The 18,421-nt window shown below is 49.9% G+C and carries 17 protein-coding genes and 1 pseudogene; 1 reads left to right on the forward strand and 17 read right to left on the reverse strand.

The features are described from left to right. The 3 genes from Q0198_RS01075 to rseP all read right to left on the reverse strand — a co-directional run. The coding region (locus tag Q0198_RS01075) for a hypothetical protein (protein ID WP_297894036.1) at positions 1-321 on the reverse strand (321 nt) is incomplete at its 3' end. A 377-nt stretch (positions 322-698) separates the two neighbouring features. Next, positions 699-1,337 (reverse strand): YggS family pyridoxal phosphate-dependent enzyme, encoded by a 639-nt coding sequence (locus Q0198_RS01080; protein WP_297894039.1) that lies wholly within the window; start codon positions 1,335-1,337, stop codon positions 699-701. After that, a complete protein-coding gene (gene rseP, locus Q0198_RS01085) occupies positions 1,334-2,449 on the reverse strand; it encodes an RIP metalloprotease RseP (RefSeq protein ID WP_297894042.1) in 1,116 nt (371 codons plus the stop codon). Before rseP ends, Q0198_RS01080 begins: the two co-directional genes overlap by 4 nt. Positions 2,450-2,707: 258 nt before the next feature. Between rseP and Q0198_RS01090 the strand changes: the two genes are divergently transcribed. Continuing rightward, complete coding sequence (locus Q0198_RS01090; protein ID WP_297894044.1) at positions 2,708-2,965, forward strand: hypothetical protein; 258 nt, start codon at positions 2,708-2,710, stop codon at positions 2,963-2,965. A gap of 93 nt (positions 2,966-3,058) precedes the next feature. Here Q0198_RS01090 and Q0198_RS01095 read toward each other — a convergent pair whose 3' ends face one another. The 14 genes and pseudogenes from Q0198_RS01095 to Q0198_RS01160 all read right to left on the reverse strand — a co-directional run bounded on the left by Q0198_RS01095 (position 3,059) and on the right by Q0198_RS01160 (position 18,421). Beyond that, a complete protein-coding gene (locus tag Q0198_RS01095) occupies positions 3,059-4,060 on the reverse strand; it encodes a hypothetical protein (RefSeq protein WP_297894047.1) in 1,002 nt (333 codons plus the stop codon). Positions 4,061-4,074: 14 nt separating this feature from the next. After that, on the reverse strand, positions 4,075-4,632 hold the full coding sequence (gene pgsA, locus Q0198_RS01100) for a CDP-diacylglycerol--glycerol-3-phosphate 3-phosphatidyltransferase (RefSeq protein ID WP_297894098.1): 558 nt from the start codon (positions 4,630-4,632) through the stop codon (positions 4,075-4,077). After that, positions 4,629-5,408, reverse strand: coding sequence for an enoyl-ACP reductase (locus Q0198_RS01105; RefSeq protein ID WP_291937459.1), 780 nt, complete (start codon positions 5,406-5,408; stop codon positions 4,629-4,631). The genes pgsA and Q0198_RS01105 overlap by 4 nt, the downstream gene beginning before the upstream one ends. Next, positions 5,409-6,305 carry a 4-hydroxy-tetrahydrodipicolinate synthase gene (gene dapA / locus Q0198_RS01110; protein ID WP_297894048.1) on the reverse strand — a complete coding sequence of 299 codons (897 nt, stop codon included), beginning with the start codon at positions 6,303-6,305 and terminating at the stop codon, positions 5,409-5,411. Then, positions 6,298-7,551, reverse strand: a complete 1,254-nt coding sequence (locus tag Q0198_RS01115; protein ID WP_297894051.1) for a pitrilysin family protein — start codon at positions 7,549-7,551, stop codon at positions 6,298-6,300. The genes dapA and Q0198_RS01115 overlap by 8 nt, the downstream gene beginning before the upstream one ends. Before the next feature lie 980 nt (positions 7,552-8,531). Next, positions 8,532-9,584: pseudogene (locus Q0198_RS01120) on the reverse strand (quinone-dependent dihydroorotate dehydrogenase); the annotation flags it as partial. A 356-nt stretch (positions 9,585-9,940) separates the two neighbouring features. After that, a complete protein-coding gene (locus Q0198_RS01125; protein ID WP_297894053.1) occupies positions 9,941-11,137 on the reverse strand; it encodes a hypothetical protein in 1,197 nt (398 codons plus the stop codon). Next, a complete protein-coding gene (locus tag Q0198_RS01130; protein WP_297894054.1) occupies positions 11,134-11,433 on the reverse strand; it encodes an AtpZ/AtpI family protein in 300 nt (99 codons plus the stop codon). Before Q0198_RS01130 ends, Q0198_RS01125 begins: the two co-directional genes overlap by 4 nt. 31 nt (positions 11,434-11,464) lie before the next feature. Beyond that, positions 11,465-12,736 carry a glutamate-1-semialdehyde 2,1-aminomutase gene (gene hemL / locus Q0198_RS01135; RefSeq protein WP_297894057.1) on the reverse strand — a complete coding sequence of 424 codons (1,272 nt, stop codon included), beginning with the start codon at positions 12,734-12,736 and terminating at the stop codon, positions 11,465-11,467. Next, on the reverse strand, positions 12,733-13,179 hold the full coding sequence (locus Q0198_RS01140) for a cytochrome C oxidase subunit III (RefSeq protein WP_297894060.1): 447 nt from the start codon (positions 13,177-13,179) through the stop codon (positions 12,733-12,735). Before Q0198_RS01140 ends, hemL begins: the two co-directional genes overlap by 4 nt. Next, positions 13,176-14,417, reverse strand: a complete 1,242-nt coding sequence (locus Q0198_RS01145) for an ArsS family sensor histidine kinase (RefSeq protein WP_297894061.1) — start codon at positions 14,415-14,417, stop codon at positions 13,176-13,178. The genes Q0198_RS01140 and Q0198_RS01145 overlap by 4 nt, the downstream gene beginning before the upstream one ends. A 321-nt stretch (positions 14,418-14,738) precedes the next feature. Continuing rightward, positions 14,739-16,574 (reverse strand): menaquinone biosynthesis decarboxylase, encoded by a 1,836-nt coding sequence (locus Q0198_RS01150; protein WP_297894064.1) that lies wholly within the window; start codon positions 16,572-16,574, stop codon positions 14,739-14,741. A 9-nt stretch (positions 16,575-16,583) separates the two neighbouring features. Continuing rightward, on the reverse strand, positions 16,584-17,573 hold the full coding sequence (locus tag Q0198_RS01155) for a hypothetical protein (protein WP_297894067.1): 990 nt from the start codon (positions 17,571-17,573) through the stop codon (positions 16,584-16,586). Next, on the reverse strand, positions 17,573-18,421 hold the full coding sequence (locus Q0198_RS01160) for a hypothetical protein (protein ID WP_297894069.1): 849 nt from the start codon (positions 18,419-18,421) through the stop codon (positions 17,573-17,575). The genes Q0198_RS01155 and Q0198_RS01160 overlap by 1 nt, the downstream gene beginning before the upstream one ends.

Below are 18,421 nucleotides of genomic sequence, written 5' to 3' on the forward strand. Positions count from 1 at the left end.
AAGCAGATATAAAAATGCAAGATACAAGGTGATCGGCGCGGATACGGTCGCCCAAAAAAGCACGATGCCTCTGTAAATTTCGGTATTTAAGCAGATGAGTATATTTGCGACGATTAAAATTTTAAAAAGCAATGCTGCTCCGTGCGCCCTAAACGCGGACACCAGAGCGTAGATCGCGCAGATTAGGATGCTTGTTTGCACCAAAAGCATAAAGGATCGCACCTCATCGTCATCCGATAAACTTATGAAAAATATAACTATGGCGCACAACGCAATGCCGCATATATGAAAGATATTCAAAGCGTTTTTATCTTTTTGCATTTACCTTTTTTTGCTCCTGCGCTTTGCCGCTTAAATTTAGCCTCGGTATGCGCTTGTTAGGATTTTAACCTCGCTGCTGCTACTTTGAAATTTCATCTTTTAAAATTCCGTCTTTATACGGATAATTTTATATCGCCGCGTCTTTAAAATTTACATCGTTGCGAATAAATTTTTATAGAAGTTTAAAATTTGATGTCGCATTACCGCGCCGCGAAAATTTTAATAACGCGCTAAATTTAAACGGCGCGTAAAATCAAGCATTGCGCCAAATTTCATAGTTGAGGCAAGCGCCCAATTCGGCTCGCACGGCAAATCAAGCGCGCCGCCTAATAAAGCGGTATAAATTTGCTCGCGCGCTAAGGCTCGTCCCTCGGGGCTTAGGCGTATAAAATTCTACCCAGGCGGATCATGTTCGAGCCGCATTTGATCGCGAGCTCAAAATCATCGCTCATCCCCATCGAGCAGATCCGCGCGCCGTGCGGCACAAGCGCATCAAAGATCTCGCTGCTTGCCTCGAAGCTTCGCGCGATCTGCGCGGGCTCGCTCACATGTGCGCCGATACTCATCACGCCGATTAAATTTAGATTTTTGCACTCCTGCTTGATGCGCAAAAACTCCTCCACCGCGTGGTTTTTATCGAGCCCAGTTTTGGAGCTCTCGCCCGCGGCGTTGATCTCCAGCAGCGTATCTAGCGGATAAGTTAGCCGCTTATTTACGGCAAGCGCGAGCTCGCAACTGTTGCAGCTCTGCCACAGCGTCGGGCGCAGAGCGATGAGCTGATTTATTTTGTTGCTTTGCAGCGTGCCGATGAAGTGCCACTTTAGCGGCAGTTCGCGCAAGGCCTCGCTTTTGCGCTTCAGCTCCTGCACTCTGTTTTCTCCAAACGCGATCTGTCCTTGCGAATACAGCTCGCGCACCTCATCCGTGCCTACGTTTTTACTCACCGCGACTAGCTGTACGTCGCCCGAGCCTGCTTTTGCAGCCTCAATGCGCTTTAAAATTTCATCCAGTCTCATTTGTAAAATCCCAAAATTCTAGCAAAATCATTTAGCACCGTAAATATCATTAAAAGCGCTAAAATCCCCATACCTACGTAGCTGGCGCCTACGAATACCCGCTTTGGTACGGGGCGGCGGAAGATGAGCTCAAAGAGATTAAACGCGATGTGCCCGCCGTCGAGCGCGGGGATCGGAAAGAGGTTGATAAGCCCTAAATTTACCGATATGAGCGCCACGAGCGCGAGCAAGACCGCCGCGCCGTAATCGACCGCCTTTGAGGTGATGTCCGTAATGGCGACGATGCCGCCCATCTCCTTAGGCGAAACGACGCCGCTGGCGAGCTTCTCAAGACCCACCAAGATGAGCTTTGATGCCTCCACCGTCTGATCCCACGCGAAGCCAAGCGAGCTTGCGCCCTTGTGATATAGCGTCACGGTCGCGTTGTAATCGGGCGAAATGCCGATGAGCGGCACTCTGATGCTCTCGCGCCAGATGGTTTTTTTCTCGCCGAGCTTCGGCGTGAGCTGTAGGCTCAGCCGCTCGCCGCCGCGCATGATTTCTAAGCTTAGAGGTGCTGCGGTTACCTGCTTTGAGATGTCGTCCCACTCGCGGATCTGCTTGCCGTCGATCGATAAAATTTCATCGTTTAGCATTAGCCCTGCGCTTGCCGCGGCAGAGCCCGGCGAAATTTTGCCGACCTTCGGCGCTAGCTTTTCGACGCCGATGTAGCCCAGCGCGATGTAGATCAAAAACGCAAGCAGCAGGTTGAAAAACGGCCCAGCAAAAAGTATGATTATGCGCGCGATCGGGCCTTTGGAGTTGTAGCTATCGGGGTCCGCGCTTACTGCGGCGGGATCCAGATCCTCCTGCCCCTTAAGGCTCACGTAGCCCCCCAGAGGGATCGCGCTGATGGCGTACTGCGTCGCGCCGATGCGCTTGGTAAAGACCTTCTCGCCGAAGCCCACGCTAAAGACGTTCACCCCCACGCCCAGCGCCCGCGCCGCTAAAAAATGCCCCAGCTCGTGGAAAAAGATGAGGAAGCTGATCGCCAGCACCGTGACCATAAAATTTATCGAGTAAAAATAAAATCCGACCGCCAGGATCGCCAGCGTTAAAATTATGCTTTTCAAATTTCAGACCTTTGTAAAAAATGGGCTAAGCTTACTATTATTTTGCAAATTTTAAGCTTAGATTGCCGTTTAAAGCCTTGGCTCGTTTTTTAAAACTTGGTTAGCTTTTTGAGCTTAGTCCGCCGTCGTTTCGGGGTATAAATTTAGCCAAATCAAGAGCGTGCAGCGGATGGTCAGCACGAGGAATTTAAAATTTAAAAGCGAAATTTTACCGCGAAATTTTGCGGAGCGGATTATAAAATTTCGCCGCACGAGGCTTTGTGGTTTGAACTGCCGCTATGCTTTGAAATTTCATTATGTCTTAGCAAGTCGTCATACTCTAAAATTTTGTCGCGCTTTGAAATTCCGTCATGTTTTGAAACACTGCCGCGCCGCCGTGAAATTTTGTGCGGCGGTTTAAACGGAATTTTACGCCGTGAAATTTTTTGTGCGGCGGAATTTTATCTTTCAAATTTTATAAGCTTAGCACGCCGCCGTGCGTGCATAGATCAAGCATCTATAGAATTTTATCGGTAAAATTTGAACGTGAAATTTTAAAATTCCGTGTCGCCGTTATAAGTGGAATTTTATGCTAAAATTCTATCGCTAAAACCCACTTAAGCGCGTGTTCTAACGCTTTACGATGAGGTTTTGTAGCTTCACAATCCATTGTTTTAGTTTGATAAAAAATTCTGATTCTTCAAATGAATGTGAGATCAAGCTTAGTTTAAATTTTTCATCTATTAAATTTGGACTAAAGCCCTTTAATCCGCTTTCGCAAGTGGATCTAAACATTTTGCGTATTAGTCGTTTTATTTTGCCTTGCGTCGGCGCGGCGCTGCGATCGCCTAAAATTTCTATTTTCTTTATCTTATATCTGATTTCATTTATTCCATCTACGGTTTTGTTGGAAATTTGCTTTAGTACTATATTTGCGTGGTATTCGTAATAACCGTGATTGTAATGGGTAAGCGTAAAAAGATCATTACTGCCAGCCGAGCCCACTTTTATAAGAAAAATCTCGTTTAGCTCCTTTGAGATACACCACAGACCATCTATCTCATCTCGGCTTAAGCTAGCTAGGCCGTGTTGATTTCTAAATGGATTTATGATTTGCTCTAGGTTATCCTCAAAGCGGTATCCGTCAATTAAAAATCCACCTACATAATCAATGTTGTAATCCAGGGCGTCTATTAGCAAAACATTTTCATTTTCGGCGCTAAGGGCGTCTTGCAAAATTTTAAAAATATCGCTTTTGCTGAGCTTGCCGCTACTTCTAGGTTCTAGCGCATAGAGTTTATGGATACGTCGCTTCTGTCCATTTATCATCCTAAAATCGCCGAACCAAGCACCGTAAGTAATGACTGCATCAAACATTTTGCCTTGATAATACAATCTATATGCGTTAAAATCTAAATTACAATGATCCCAAAAGCCGCTAAAGCTCCCGTAGCCCATTAACCAAGCGTCAAGCTCTCTGTCTATTCGCCAGGCGGGTGTGAAGTATAATAGACTACAGCGAAATGGGAGCAATCCTTTGTCGATTTTATCTTCAACATCGGCTTTAACTTCGTCGAAAATATGCTTTCTTGTATTTTTCTCGCTGATTTTATCTTCAAATACGAAAGCCATATCTAGCCTAAAATTTAACTCTTTTTCGTAGCCTTAGCATACGCCGCGACGTATTCAAAGCCCGAATATAGCGTCAGTACAACTGCGATCCAGAGTAGGGTGTTTGCATAGGGCCATTGCATCGTTAGCCAGCCGATAGCGATCATCTGAAAGACCGTCTTTACCTTGCCCGCCATCGACGCGGCGACCTCTACGCCGTCGCCCGCCATCGCCACGCGAAGGCCAGTAATGAAAAACTCGCGGATTAGGATCAGATAGATCGCCCACGGGCTAGCGCGTCCGATAAACATAAGTCCCAAAAAGCCCGCAAGCGTCAGCATCTTATCGGCGAGCGGATCGATGATGGCGCCTAGTTTGGTCTTCTGGTTCCAAGAGCGCGCGATGTATCCGTCGAAAAAGTCCGTGACGGAGGCGATGACGAAGACTAGCGCGGCAAAATAATCGATCCAGCTGACGTGTACCGAGCCTACCATACCGCCGTTCGCATGGCCGGCTAGTAGGATCAGCCAAAAAAACAGCGGCGCCAGCGCAACGCGAAAGCTCGCTAAAATATTGGGTAAATTTAGCATTATTTAAAGGTCGTTCCGCCGTCGACGATGAAGGTGTGCCCCGTCACCCAGCTAGCCTTGCTCGAGCATAGAAATAAACATGCTCCCGCCAAATCCTCCGGCTGCCCCATACGTCCTAGAGGGCTAAGCTCGGCGGTTTTGTCGCGCACCTCTTCGTAGTTCGTAAAGGCCCTAAGCGCGTCCGTCTCGATCGGGCCGCCGCTTACTACGTTTACGCGAATGTTTTTCTCTCCAAGCTCGGTCGCGGCATAGCGCGCCATCGCTTCGACGGCGGCTTTCGCCGTACCGTGACCCGCGTAGTTTTCGATATAGACTAAATTTCCCGTGGAGCTAAGCGAGATGATCGAGCCGCCGCCTACCGCTTCCATGCGTTTTGCGGCTTCTTGTGCGCCCACGACGAAGGCATTTACGGTCGCGGTAAAGATATTGTTGATACCGCGCGGCTTTAGCCTCATAAATTTAGTGTATCCGCCCGCGACCGCGCGACCCGAGATGATGGCGTTTGAGATGAAAAAATCCACTCGCGCAAAATCCTCGTCGATCTTGGCAAAGAGCTCCTTATATGTCTCGGGCTCTAGGATATTTAGCGCATAAGCGCGCGCCTTGATGCCGTAAGCCTTCTCAAGATCGGCTGCTTGCGAAGTCGCCAGCTCCTCGTTGGAATTATACGTAAAAGCGATATTTGCCCCCGCAGCTGCGAATTCCAAAACTATCGCCCTGCCTATGCCTCTCGTGCCGCCGCTGATAACTAGCGTTTTTCCTTTAAATTCGTTCGTCAATTAAAATCCTTTGATAGTGTATTGTTTCATTACGTTTTCTATTTTTTTGAGATTTTCCGCGCTCGGCTCGCAAAGCGGCAAGCGGTACTCTAAGCTCGGTGTCAGGCCCGCGATATACATCGCCGCTTTGATCGGGATCGGATTGCTCTCGCAGAATAAAATTTTATTGATCGCATAGAGATCGTCGTTGATCTGCTTGGCCTTTAAAAACTCATTTTGCAGCGCAAATTTCGTTAGTCTCGCCGTGTAATCGGGCAGTAAATTTGCCGTAACGGAGATCACGCCCTTGCCGCCGTTGCTTAGGATCGGGTAGTTGATCGCATCCTCGCCGCTAAGCACGCTAAGGCGCGGCTCGTGCGCTAGCAGATCGACGCATTTATCGATGCTGCCGCTAGCTTCTTTGACGCCGTAGATGTTCTCGCAGTCGTTAAAAAGCTTGATGATCGTATCTGCGGCTATGTCGCAGCCGGTGCGCCCTGGCACGTTGTATAGCAGTACCGGCAGATCTACCGAGCTTGCGATCGCCTTGTAGTGCAGATAGAGTCCCTTTTGGGTGGGTTTGTTGTAGTAGGGCGCTACGGATAAAATTCCATCCGCGCCGTGAGCCTGCGCAAACTGCGCGAGCCCGATCGCTTCATGAGTTGCGTTGCTGCCCGCGCCCGCTAGCACCTTGACGTCCGTGCCCTTGCACGCATCTACCGCGATTTCGATACAGACGCGGTGCTCGTCGTGCGTCAGCGTCGCGCTCTCGCCCGTGGTACCGACGGGCACGACCGCGCTTATGCCGTTTGCGATCTGTCTTTTGATAAGCTTGGCGTAGGTCTGCTCGTCGAGTTTGCCCTCTTTAAAAGGCGTGATCAGCGCCGTCATAGAGCCGATTATGACATTTTTATTCATCGTTTTCCTTTCGTAAGATAATGCTCGTGGAGCTTTTAAGGCTTAGATAGGTTTTCATCGCTTTTTTAACCGCATTTTTATCTAGACTTTTGATCTCGCGCTCCAGCCTAAATAGCGCGTCCAGATCGCCGCGGACGATGTAGCTGCCGTACATCTGCGCTACCTTGCTAGCGCTGTCGAGGGAGTAGATCAGATCGCTGCTTAGGGTGTTTTTGATCTTTAGCATATCGTCATCGCTTATTTTAGCTTTTTTAGCTTTTTCGATCAGCGCTAAAATTTCATCTCTCAGCGCCTCGCCGCTTACGCCTTGGTTGCAGACGGCAAAGACTATAAATAAATTCTCGTCCTTGGCGTTCATATCGTAGATGTTGATCTGATTGGCGAGCTTTTTTTCATCGACTAGCACGCGCTGCAAAAGCGAGCTCTTGCCGCCGCTAAGATATATATCCATCGCTTTGATCGCCGCGGCGTCAGGATGGTTAAACGGCGGAATTTTAAAGGCGACCGCTACGATCTGCGCCTCGCTGTTTTTGTAAATAATGCTAAGCTTCTCGCCGTCTTGCGCAGGCTCGGTGCAGTGAAGGCTCGGAATTTCGCTTTTGTTTTTTACAGGCGCGAAGTGTTTTTTAGCCGCATCAAACGCAGCCTTTTCGCCGATGTCGCCGGTGATCAGCAACACGGCGTTTTGCGGCTGATAAAATTTAGCGTGAAATTCCTTGATATCTTTGATACTCCAGTTTTCGATGTCCTTGCGAAAGCCGATCGGCGTCCAGTGGTATGGATGATACAAAAACGCGGCGTTGTAGAGCCTAAAAAATAGATATCCGAACGGATCGTTATCGGTGCGCCACAGCCGCTCTTCAAGCACGACCTTGCGCTCGGGCTGAAATTCTTTGTCTTTGAGGCTTAAGTTTTGCATGATATCGGCGTAAAGATCCAAGCAGACCTCTAAATTTGAGCTCGCGCACTTGATGAAGTAGTGCGTATAATCAAAGCCCGTGCTTGCGTTATTCACGCCGCCAAAACCCTTTACGATCGCGTCGAACTCGCCCGCCTTGCGATTTTTCGTGGATTTAAAATTTAGATGCTCCAGCATGTGCGCGATGCCGCTTTTGCCCATCACCTCGTCGCGCGAGCCGACGTTGTAAAACACGTCCACGCTGATGACGCCACTGCCTTTATTCATCGGAATGTGATAAATTTGAAGCCCGTTTTGCAGCGTGATTTTCTTAAATTTCGGAAACATTAATCTTTTTTCGCCTTTCGTTTTTTGCTTGAGTTTTGCTCCGCGTCTTGGGCGCCGCTCGCTTCTTTGACCTCTTTAAGCTCTTTGGTCTCTTTAGCCTCGGCATTTTTAGTTTTTGCGCTGCTTTGCTTTGCATTTTTGGCTTTTAAGCTTTTGCTTTCCGCGCTACTTTTTGGTGCGGCTTTCGTTTTAGAATTTTTACTTTCTATGTCGTTTTTTGGTGCAGCTTCAGTTGCGGTTTTATTTTTCGACGTGGTTTTAGTTTTGACAGTTTTGCTCGCCGTGCCGCTTTGTTTTGCTTTTTTGGCCTCTAAATCCTCGCTCTTTGCATCGCTTTTCGAGAGATTTTTAGCTGCGGCATCTTTCTGCTGCGAGGCGCTATCCTGCGCAGCGTCATTCTGCGCAGCGTCCTTTGAAATTTTTCCGCGTTTGGGGCTTACGCTGCTTTTGGAGGTAGTTTTTGAAATTTTATCCGACTTTCGATCCGCGCCGCTTTGCTTTGTGCTTTTAGCCTCTAAATTTTCGCTTTTTGCGCTACTTCGTTTTTTACTTTTAATCTCTGAATTTTCGCTCTCTACACCGCTTTGCTCGATTGATCTTTGATCCGTCGCGGTATCTGCGTTTATCAAGGCGTTTAAATTTGCCGAAGCGCTGAAATTTTCGTCTGCTTCAGAGCTTGAGCTTATTTTAACGCTCGGAATTTTATCTGCTTGAATGCTCGAAATTTCATCTGTTTTAGCGGCGAGAATTTTATCAGCTTGGGCGCTCGATATTTCGCTTTTGTTGTCGTTAGAAATTCTGTCCGCATCCCTGCTTTCGGGCTCGTTTGAAATTTCGCTCGTTTCCTCACCTTCGGTCGCACTCGAAATTTTATCCGTTTTAGCATCTGCCTCTTTGTCTTCGCAAGTGCGCAAATTCGCGCCGTTGCCGAGATTTTCCGCCAGATCATTTCTGATGCCGTATCCTTCGCCCGCGCGATCTTTTAAATTTACCCCGACCGCCTCGCTTATGTTATTGAAGCCGTCTGCGCGCAGAAGTTCCGCCAACCCCTCGTTGATCGCTTTGGCGACGAACGGACCCTTGAAGATAAAGGCGGTAAAAATTTGAACCAGACTCGCGCCCGATTTGATGCGCTCGTAGGCCTCCTGCGCGCTGTCTATGCCGCCGCAGCTGATTAGGATCGTGCGGCCGAAAAGCTCGCGAGCGACCTGCGCGAAAAGCTCGCGCGATTTTTCGGTGATCAGCCTACCGCTCAGGCCGCCAAAGTCCCTAGCGTTGGGACTTAGCGAATAATCGACGCTCGTGTTATTTATGATGATGCCGCTTGCGCCGCTTTGCACCGCGCACTCGCACAGCGCAATCGCCTGATCTGCGCTCATATCGGGCGCCAGCTTTAAGACGAGCGGTCTGTTCGTGATCTTTTTCATCGCTCCAATCAGCTCGTTTATGAAGCTGTTTTCTTGCAAAGCACGCAGATTCGGGGTGTTCGGCGAGCTTACGTTGATGATAAAAAAATCGCACAGCCCGTTAAATTTACGGCCCAAGGCTTCGTAATCGCTTAGTGCATCCTCGTTCGAGGTGGCTTTGTTTTTGCCGATATTTGCGGCGATCGGGATTACAAAAGGATAAATTTTTCGCACGCGACGCTCGATAACATCAGCACCTTCGTTGTTAAAACCCATCGCGTTTTGAATGCTCTGCTCGCTAACGAGGCGAAAAAGTCGCGGCTTTTCGTTGCCGCTTTGAGGACGCGGCGTAAATGTACCAAAATCGATGTGCCCGAAGCCAAGAGCGGCCAGCGGCGCGATCATCGTGGCGTTTTTGTCGAAGCCGCCCGCGATACCTACGGGGTTATCGAAGCTGAGATTCCATATATTTTGAGTTAAAATTTCATCTTTATAAACGCCGAATTTTGCCAAAGCCTCAAGCCCGCCCGGAGTCGCATAGAGCGTGCGAAGTCCGAATTCTGCGATCTTATGAGCGGTTTCTGGATCGAATCGAAAAAAGATTTTTTTCAAGGTATCATAATTCATAATTTTTCCTCAAATTTTGCGTAATGGTAGCTAAAATTTAATTAAATATAGATAAGGATTTCGCGCCGTATTTGCAATCTGCGGCGGTAAAATTTAGTTCCGAAATTATGCGCTTGGAAGAGGCTGCGTAAAATTTTTATGGCTCGCCGCGTCGATCTGAATTTACGCAGAAGTTCAAAGATGCGCGCCGCAAATTTTATAAATTTAGCCCGCCCGGGTACGTGCAGAAACGCGCGGTGTCTGTAGCACGGCTCGCGACGGCGGGCGTTGCTGCGATTTATCCTGCGCCGATCTGAGCTCAATCCCGCTGACGCTAAATTTTAAAATTTAAAGCGTCCACTCGCGCTGTTTGAACTTTAGCGCGCCTCTTTGTCAGCGAAGGCAACCATCATCGTACCCAGAGGAATGATCGTAACGCCCAAAATAATCGCCAGCGGGTTTAGCAAGGACAGCTTGGCAAGCAGGTAAATCGCCGCTACGAGCGCCGCGTAGGACAGAATTTTAAACGGAGATAAAAACGCCCCCGCAAAATTACTCCGAACCTCGCTCTGCTCAAGCTCGCCCTCAAAATCGTCCGCGCCTTCGAAGTCATCCTTTGATCCGTCGCGCGCGCCGCCAATTCCGCCCCCAAAATCGCTCGTACCGTCGCCCGGCTCGCTGCTATCTACATCGCCGCCACGATTGCCGCTATCTGTGCCATCGCTCCACTCGCCGCTATCTACGTCGTCGTCCAGGTCGCCGCTCGTTCCGCTTTTCAAGTCGTCGCAACGTTCGCCTATGTCGCCTTGCGAACTATCGCTAGCTTCGTCCCTTATATCGCTCTGCAAGTTGCCGCAAGTCGCGCAATCTTTCATATTAAATTTATCGGCGGCGTGTCCCAAAGCGGTCGCGTTGTAAGCGGAGGTTTTGTCGTCGCTCTTCGTAGAATTTACGTCGCACTCGCCAGCAGCGGCTCTGCTGTACTCGGCGTCTAAATTTGAGCTGCGAGTAAAATTTATATCGGCGGCGGAGTTTGCGGCACACTCGGCGGCGGTCTCATCGTGCGTGACGCAGCTATCGCCGTTTTCGATGCGGGTCTCACCGCTAGTGAAATTTACGGCGTCTTTGGAATTTTGAGCATTTAAAATTTCAGCGCCTGAATTTGCGCCGCTAAAATTTTCGCTATTTAAAATTTCGCCTCCGCAAATTTTGCCGTATGAAATTTCATCGTCGCTCGCACCGCCTTGGTTTTCGCCGCCATGGCTTGCGGAATTCGTATCGCTATCGGAAATTTCGCCGCTTATGAAATCTGCGGAATTTTTAGGGCTTTGCCGTAAAATTTCATCGTATTTGCCGGCTCTGAGTTCATCTTTTATCTTGTTGCGGTAAGCGCGAAATGAAAAATATGCCGCGCCGAATGCGCCCAAAAATCCGGCCTCCAAGCTAAGAAGCCACGCAAGCGCCCGCACGCCGAAAGAGTCCGAGCCGAAAAATCCTGCGCCGCAAAGCGCTAGCCCAAGCAGGGCAAACGCCGCGTTTAGCGCGCAGTATATGAGCAAAAATCGTCTATTCAATCCCGCTCATCCCATTCATCATCATCGTCGAAATTTTTCGGATCGGCCTTGTATTTCGGATCGTCCTCGAGCTCTTTTAGGCTCGAATTTAGCACCTTGCACGCGCGGTAAACGTTCAGAAACGCCGCCGCGATGCCGATAGCGATTCCAAACCAGAGCAGAAGCAGCGAGCCCGTGAGGTGCCGCAGCCCAAGCCCGATAGCTACGCCGATGCCGATCGCTACGACGATTGAGATGCCAAGGCTGATGTCGCAGGCGCCCTTTACGATTTTGTTTAAATTTTTCGTTACTCTCATCTAAAATCCGATTAAATTTAAAACGCAGCTCTTAAAGCGCCGCCATCGCTTCATCCGCGGCGTTTAGCGCAAAGTCGATCTGCGCTTCGTTCATGCTGGCGCAGATGAAGCCCGTCTCAAACTGACTAGGCGCCAAAAATACGCCGCGCTTAATCATCTCGCCGTGAAATTTCGCAAAGCGCGCGGTGTCTGCCCGCAAGGCGCCGTCGTAGTCGCGCACCTCTTCGTCTGCGAAAAAGTAGCCGAACATCGAGCCTACGCAGCTGGTTTGCAGCGCGATGCCGCGGCGCTGTGCTATGGCGCAAAGCTCGTTCGTGAACCTACGTGCTAGCTCACCGAGCCTTTCGTAAAGTCCGCCGCTAGCGTAAATTTTACTTAGACTGGCGATGCCCGCGGCCATTGCGACGGGGTTTCCGCTTAGCGTGCCCGCTTGATACACCGCTCCTAGCGGGCTTATCATATCCATGATTTCGCGCTTGCCCGCAAACGCCGCCACGCTCATACCGCCGCCGATGACCTTGCCGAAGGTTACCAGATCGCCGCGGACGCCGTAGATGCCGTAGCTGCCTAGCTCGCTCGCGCGAAAGCCGCTCATTACCTCGTCGATTATCAGCACGATCTTTTTCTCGTCGCACAGCGCGCGAAGCTCGGTTAAAAATTCTAGATCAGCCGGTACCAAGCCCATATTTCCCGCGATCGGCTCGATGATGATCGTGCCGATGTCGTTTTGCGCTAGGACGTCCTTTACGCTTTGAATGTCGTTGTATCTGGCTAGGTAGGTATTTTTTGCGACATCCTGCGGCACGCCCGCGCTGCTTGCGTTACCGAAGGTACTTGCGCCGCTGCCCGCTTTGACGAGCAGGCTGTCGCTGTGGCCGTGATAGCAGCCCTCAAATTTTAAAATTTTATCTCGTCCGCTAAAGGCGCGCGCAAGACGAATCGCGCTCATAGTGGCTTCGGTGCCGCTGCTGGTAAAGCGGATCTTATCTAGGAAATCGAAATTTTTTAGCACAAGCGAGGCGAGCTGCGTCTCAAGCGGGCTGGATGCGCCGAAGCTTAGTCCCTTTTTGGCGGTTTGCACGACGGCGCGCTCAATGTCAACATCGGCGTGACCGAAGATGAGCGGACCCCAGCTCTGCACGAAGTCGAGATATTTTTTGCCCTCGACGTCGTAGATGTACGAGCCCTCGCCGCGATCCACCATAAAAGGCTCGCCACCTACGTTGCCGAATGCTCGCACAGGCGAATCTACGCCGCCTGGGATAAGTTTTTGTGCTGCTAAAAATTCGTCGTGATTATTCATTTTTTCTCCTTCTTTTTTGGTTGATTTATCGATTTTATATATTTGTAGATGATGATGATCTCGTTTTGCGTCAGGAAGTAGCTTGGCATCACGTCGCGCGAGCTGCTGACGCCGTCGGCGAGCTCCTGAAGCGAGAGATTGTTGATCGGCGGCGCATTTAGGGCGCGCTCATAATAGGCGCCCGCGGTGCGGTTAAATTCTTTATACTTTACGATCAGCGAGCCCTCGCCCTTTTCGCCGTGGCACTTATTGCAGCCGATGCCGCGCGGGTTTTTGTACAGCATCGCGCCGTATTCCTCGTCGGTGATGAAGCTCTCGGCTTGTGCGCCGCGAGGTAGAAAAAATATGGTCGCGGTTAAAAATAGCGCTAAAAATATGAAATTTCGCATCTTCTCGTTTCGAATTTTTGGCGCAATAATATAAAAAATGTGCTTAAATTTCATAACGTCGCTATCTTTTCTATCCCCTCGAAATAAAAGACGTTTAGCTCGTCCTGCCTGCGGTAGAGGAATTTTAGTCCGTGCGCCTTGGCGATATTATCGACTATGTAGAGCCCTAGGCCGAAGCTTTGCTTAGCGTTCGTGCCCTTGACGAAGGCCTCTTTGTAGTAGCTAAAGTCCTTCTGCAGCGGCTCGCCGAGCGTTATGAAGTTCATCGTCTGGGCGTCTAAGCGGATTAAAATTTTACCGTCTGAGGCGTATTTTACGGCGTTGTCAATTAAATTTTTCACTGCGACGCAAAAGAGCTTCAAATCGACGTTTAAGCTCAGGCCTAGCGGATTTTGCAGCGTGACGCAGCCGGGCTCGATCATCGCGATGCCGAGCGCTTCTTTTAAAATTTCATCCATGGGAAAAATTCCGCGCTCGATTAGCGCCGTGCCCGCAGTCGCGCGCTCTACTGCCGCAAATTCGTTGATTAGACTCTCCAGCCGCTCAAAGACCGAGATGAGGCGCTCTTGATTTTTGCCGTGCTCGATCATCTCGACGGCGATGCGACCCTTTGTGATGGGAGTTTTGAGCTCGTGCATTATGTTTCGCAAAAACAGATGGCGCGATTCGTTAAGCTTATTTATCTGCGTGACCGCCTCGTAAAATGCGTGCGAAACCTCGGAAATTTCGTCGTTTCCCGCGCTTACATCCTTGATCTGGAGGCTGCCTTTAGCAAATTTATCGATCTGGCGCTTGAGCTTGCGAAGGGGGCGAATTTTGCGGATGATGAAAATATACGCAAGCAGGATGATCACCAAAATGACGCCGTAGATCGCTTTGAAAATATCGTAGCGATAGGGCTGATACTCCTTGTCGTTTAAAAGCCGCGTCTCGCCAGCGTGCGTGATTTTTAGATAGTGCTTGCGCTTAAACAGCAAGATGTCTGCGGAGCCGATGTCTGCGGAGATGCTATCTAAAATTTCAGCGCCTTTGATGATCTCATCGCGCTTGGCTTCATCGTGGATAGTCGAAAACTCGAAATTTGCAACCTGACGGTCGTATTCGACATCGCTGATGAGCTTGCTCATCTGATATAGGTTCGCGCGCGCAACGATGGAGTATTTGGAGTTTAGCTCGCGGGTGTAGTTTTGCTGATCGTAGCCGATGAGCCAGAGTAGCGCGAGCGAAACGCCCACGGCGGCGAGCGCGAAGATGAACGTGATGGTGTAAAAAATTGACGATCTTACTTTCATTAAATTTATATGATCCTTAAATTTTTAAAATTTCAAAGCTTTGAAGCCGCGGGCTTGCTTTGGCTTTGACACGCGAGCCCGTCCGACTTCGGATTTGTGGCATATCCTAAATACGCAATACGTTTATACTTCCTAAATCTAGCTATTGCAAATTTTATAAAGATTTTAAAAATTTTGCTATTTCTACCATTGAAAATTTTACAAAATTTCACCGCTTAAACACATAAATTCAAATAAATTTATTTTAAATTTAACGCGCAGCCTTAAAACCAAAGCTAAATTTTAAAATTTCAGATCCGTGCGAAATTCCGCCCTGCGCCCTCAAAAAATTTCAAATTTCTTAAATAGCTCGGGCTCGTTCTGCACGATGCCCCGCTCTATGAGGCTTGCTACGACTTCGCGGCTGCAGAGCGTCTCCTGCGGCCACCGGCGCATATAGCCCTCCCACTCGTGCTTGCTCGTAGCGTCGATGCAGATGCGATCGTCCTGTGCCACAAACGCGTCGCGCAGCGCATCGATGCTATTTACGACGCGCCAAACGCTCATATAGAGGTTGCTCGCGTCGTTCCCCGCATCGGTAAAAATCAAAATTTTAAAATGCTCGCTAAATTTCAAAATCCGCCGCCAGCTCCGCTCTACGAGCTCTTTTTTGTCTATGTTTATTAGCACGAGCGGGTTTTTCGTATCGCAAAAGTGCTGCTTAAGCGCCAAAATAGCGGGCTCCTCGCTTTGAAATTTCGCTAGCAGCTCCTCGTCGCTTAAAATTTGCGGCGCCTGCGAGCTTAGATCAACCGTCGCATCGATGCCGAGCTTGCCGCCGAAGCAGGAGTTCGGGCTTGCGTGATCGAGCTGATCGCACACACCCTCGCTAAAAACGAGGCTGCGCGCGCCTATGCGGTTTAGGACGTACTTCGTAAGCGCCTCGTACTCATCTAAGCTCGGCGCGTCTTGCGGCACAAAGACGGCGTGTTTTACGAAGCTCATCTGCCCCACGCCCCAAAACGCGTGCATGATCTGTTTGGCAGCAGCGGGGTAGCGCACGGCGATCTTAGCCAAAATCAGATTGTGAAATACGCCGTTCTCGGGCATTTTATAATCGATCAGATCGGGCGCGCTCGTGCGAAACAGCGGCAAAAAGATCCGCTCGGTCGCATATCCCATAAATTTATCCTCAAGCGGCGGCTTGCCCACGACTGTGGCGTGAAATACGGGCGCGCGCTTATGCGTGATCGCGCTAACTTCCATCACCGGGAATGGCTCTACCGGCGTGTAATATCCGGTATGATCGCCGAAAGGCCCCTCCGGCTCGCTTACTGCGGGATCGACAAAGCCCTCGATCACGTAGTCCGCACCCTCTGGAACGTAAATTTCATTCGTAAGCGATTTTACGAGGCGAGCGGGGCTGCGGCGGATGAAGCCGTAAAGCAGCAGCTCAAAAATCCCCTTCGGCAGCGGCGCCTGGCCGCACCAGATATAGAGCGGATCGCCGCCGATCGCCACGGATACGGGCATCTTGCGCCCCGCTTTGCGGTATTCGTCGAAAAAGCCCGCGCCGTCTTTGTGTATCTGCCAGTGCATCCCCAAGCGGTCGCGCCCGTAAATTTGCAGGCGATACATGCCGAGATTTTGCGTTTGCGAGTTTAGATCTTTCGTATAAACCTGCCCCATCGTGATAAACGCGCCGCCATCATTCTCCCAGGTCTTAAGCACGGGAAGCTCGCCCAAATCGACATCAGCGCCTAGATGCGCGACCTGTTGGCACTCGCCGCGACCGTTAAGGCGCTTTACAAAAATTTTACGAAGCGAGATTAAGTGTGCTAAAAAATCAATTTTTTCGCTAAAGTTTTGCGGACGCTTCGGCTTTAGCAGGCTTTCAATCTCGGCGGCGATCTCGTCAGGTTTGCGACCGAGGATTAAATTTAACGCCTCGAAGGAGCCGAAAATATTGGTTAGCACCGGCGGCATCCGTTTGCCCTGCGCGTTTCGCACGTTCGTAAAAAGCAGCGCCTGCGAACGCTCTTTTTTGACCTCGATATAGCTTGCGTGCGCGATCTCAAGCTCGGTGCCGATCTGCTCCTTTACCTCGCGCAATAGCCCGTTTTCGTAAAGCCTCTTTATCCAAAAATTTCCGTTTAAAATTTCACTCAAGCTCTGCATCCGCTGCCTTTAAAAAAATAGATTTTTTTCTTGCGGTTTTTGATTTAGAAGCTGCAAGATCGCGCTCTTTTCCACAAAAACCAGCGCGTAGTGAAACTCGGGCAGGCTCTTTAGCGCGCTTAGCTTATTGAAGCGAAAGTCGATCTTAACGCCGTCCAAGCGATCTTCCCAGCTGGCGCAGACGATAATTTTCTCGCGGAATTTTGCGCGCAAAAACTCAGCCTCGCGCGCAAAAAGCTCAGGATCGCTTTCGGCGATAAAGGCGCGATAGCTTCCGCCAAGCGAGCTAACGTTAAAAAATCTATCCACAAAAATCGGCTCGAAATGACCGAATGCGCTTAAGCTTTGAAATTTAAAGGGTATGTTTTTGCGCGAGAGATACTCGATCACGCCGCATAGCTCGGGCAAAAACAGCTGCGGAAAGATTAAGTTTGAATAATAAAGCCCGCCGAAAACGAAGCTGCTGTAAAATATCGAGCCGCCGTAAAGCAGCCTAAAATCGTCGCTCGCGGGAATCTGGACGGGCGAGATACCGAGGCTTTGTAAAAGCTCGGCGTCGGTGGTGAAGTAGGTATTTTTCTCTTTGGCATTCATAAGGCTGATAAAAAGCTCGCCCTTGCTGCGCGGCGCAAACATCAAATTTTTCGGCACACTCGTGTATCGCAAGATCTCGCTTTGCACCTCATTTATCAGCACGAAGCCGTGCCGCCACGTCTCGCCCAAAAATTTTATCAGTCGCACGAGCGCCGAGCATAAATTTTCGACTTTTATAAAGGCGATCTCGTCGTTGAGCGGCTTGAAATTGTTATCGAAAATGATCGCGTACGCGCCGTTATCGATCGCGGTGCGCACATCGCGCTCGTTTGCGCCGAGTGCAATGAAAGCGCCTTTTTTCGCGACCTTTGCAGGCTCGATCGCAAAGATCTCGACCGCGGAGATCGCAGGATTATTTAGCATCGTTCCGTTTACGATACGGGTTAAATTTAATAAATTTACCATTACGCCTTCCCTGCGGCGGAGCTTTTAAAGGGCGCGCTCTTTGCGGCGCGGCGCGGCTGCTTTGCGGTAGATGCGGAGATTGCGCCTGACGCGACGGCTTCTTTTGCGGCAATTACGGCAGACGTAGCAGTATTTTTTGCGACGCGGCGAGATTTTGCATTCTGAGAGGCACTTTTAGCGGGTGTCCATTTTGCGCTTGGCGCGGAAATTTTATTTTGCGCGGCGCTTTTTACGGACGCTGATTTTGCGACAGGTGTAGGTTTTGCCGTGGATGTAGAGACTAGACCTACTGCGATATTTTTGGCGGTCGATGCGGTTTTCGCGATAGGTACAGGTTTTTTAGCGAGCGGAGATCTTTTTGCGGGCACGCTTTTTGTTGCTGTATTTTTTTTAGCAGAGGCACTTTTGGAAAGCAAGGCGTCTTTTTTAATACTTGCGCTAGAAACACCTGCCGTGCGCTTTCTGCGCGACGAGGTGCTTGCTTTAGAGCTCTCGCCATCCGCGCTCGCATATTTTTTCGTGCGCTCGTCCGTAAATTTATCGGTGCGTGAAAATGAGTGCGCGACCGCGCGCGCGCCGAACTTTGCACATTTTAAAGCGGCAGACTTCGACAGCTCGCAAATGCCTAGTGTTAAAATTTTACGCGCCGCAAATTTTAAAGCAACCCCAGCGCCGAGTTTCAGCACCAAAGGCGTGGCGCATACAAGCCCGCCTGCACCGATCTTTGCGGCAAAGCCACAGCGGCGGCAAAGCTTTAAAATTTTATCCGAAGCACCGCTTTTTTGCGCGCAGAGCCCAGCCGCGCTGTAGATAGCGAGCTTTGAAGCCTTGCGCGCTAAAGCCCTCAT

Source organism: uncultured Campylobacter sp. (assembly GCF_938045205.1).
Lineage (GTDB): Bacteria > Campylobacterota > Campylobacteria > Campylobacterales > Campylobacteraceae > Campylobacter_B.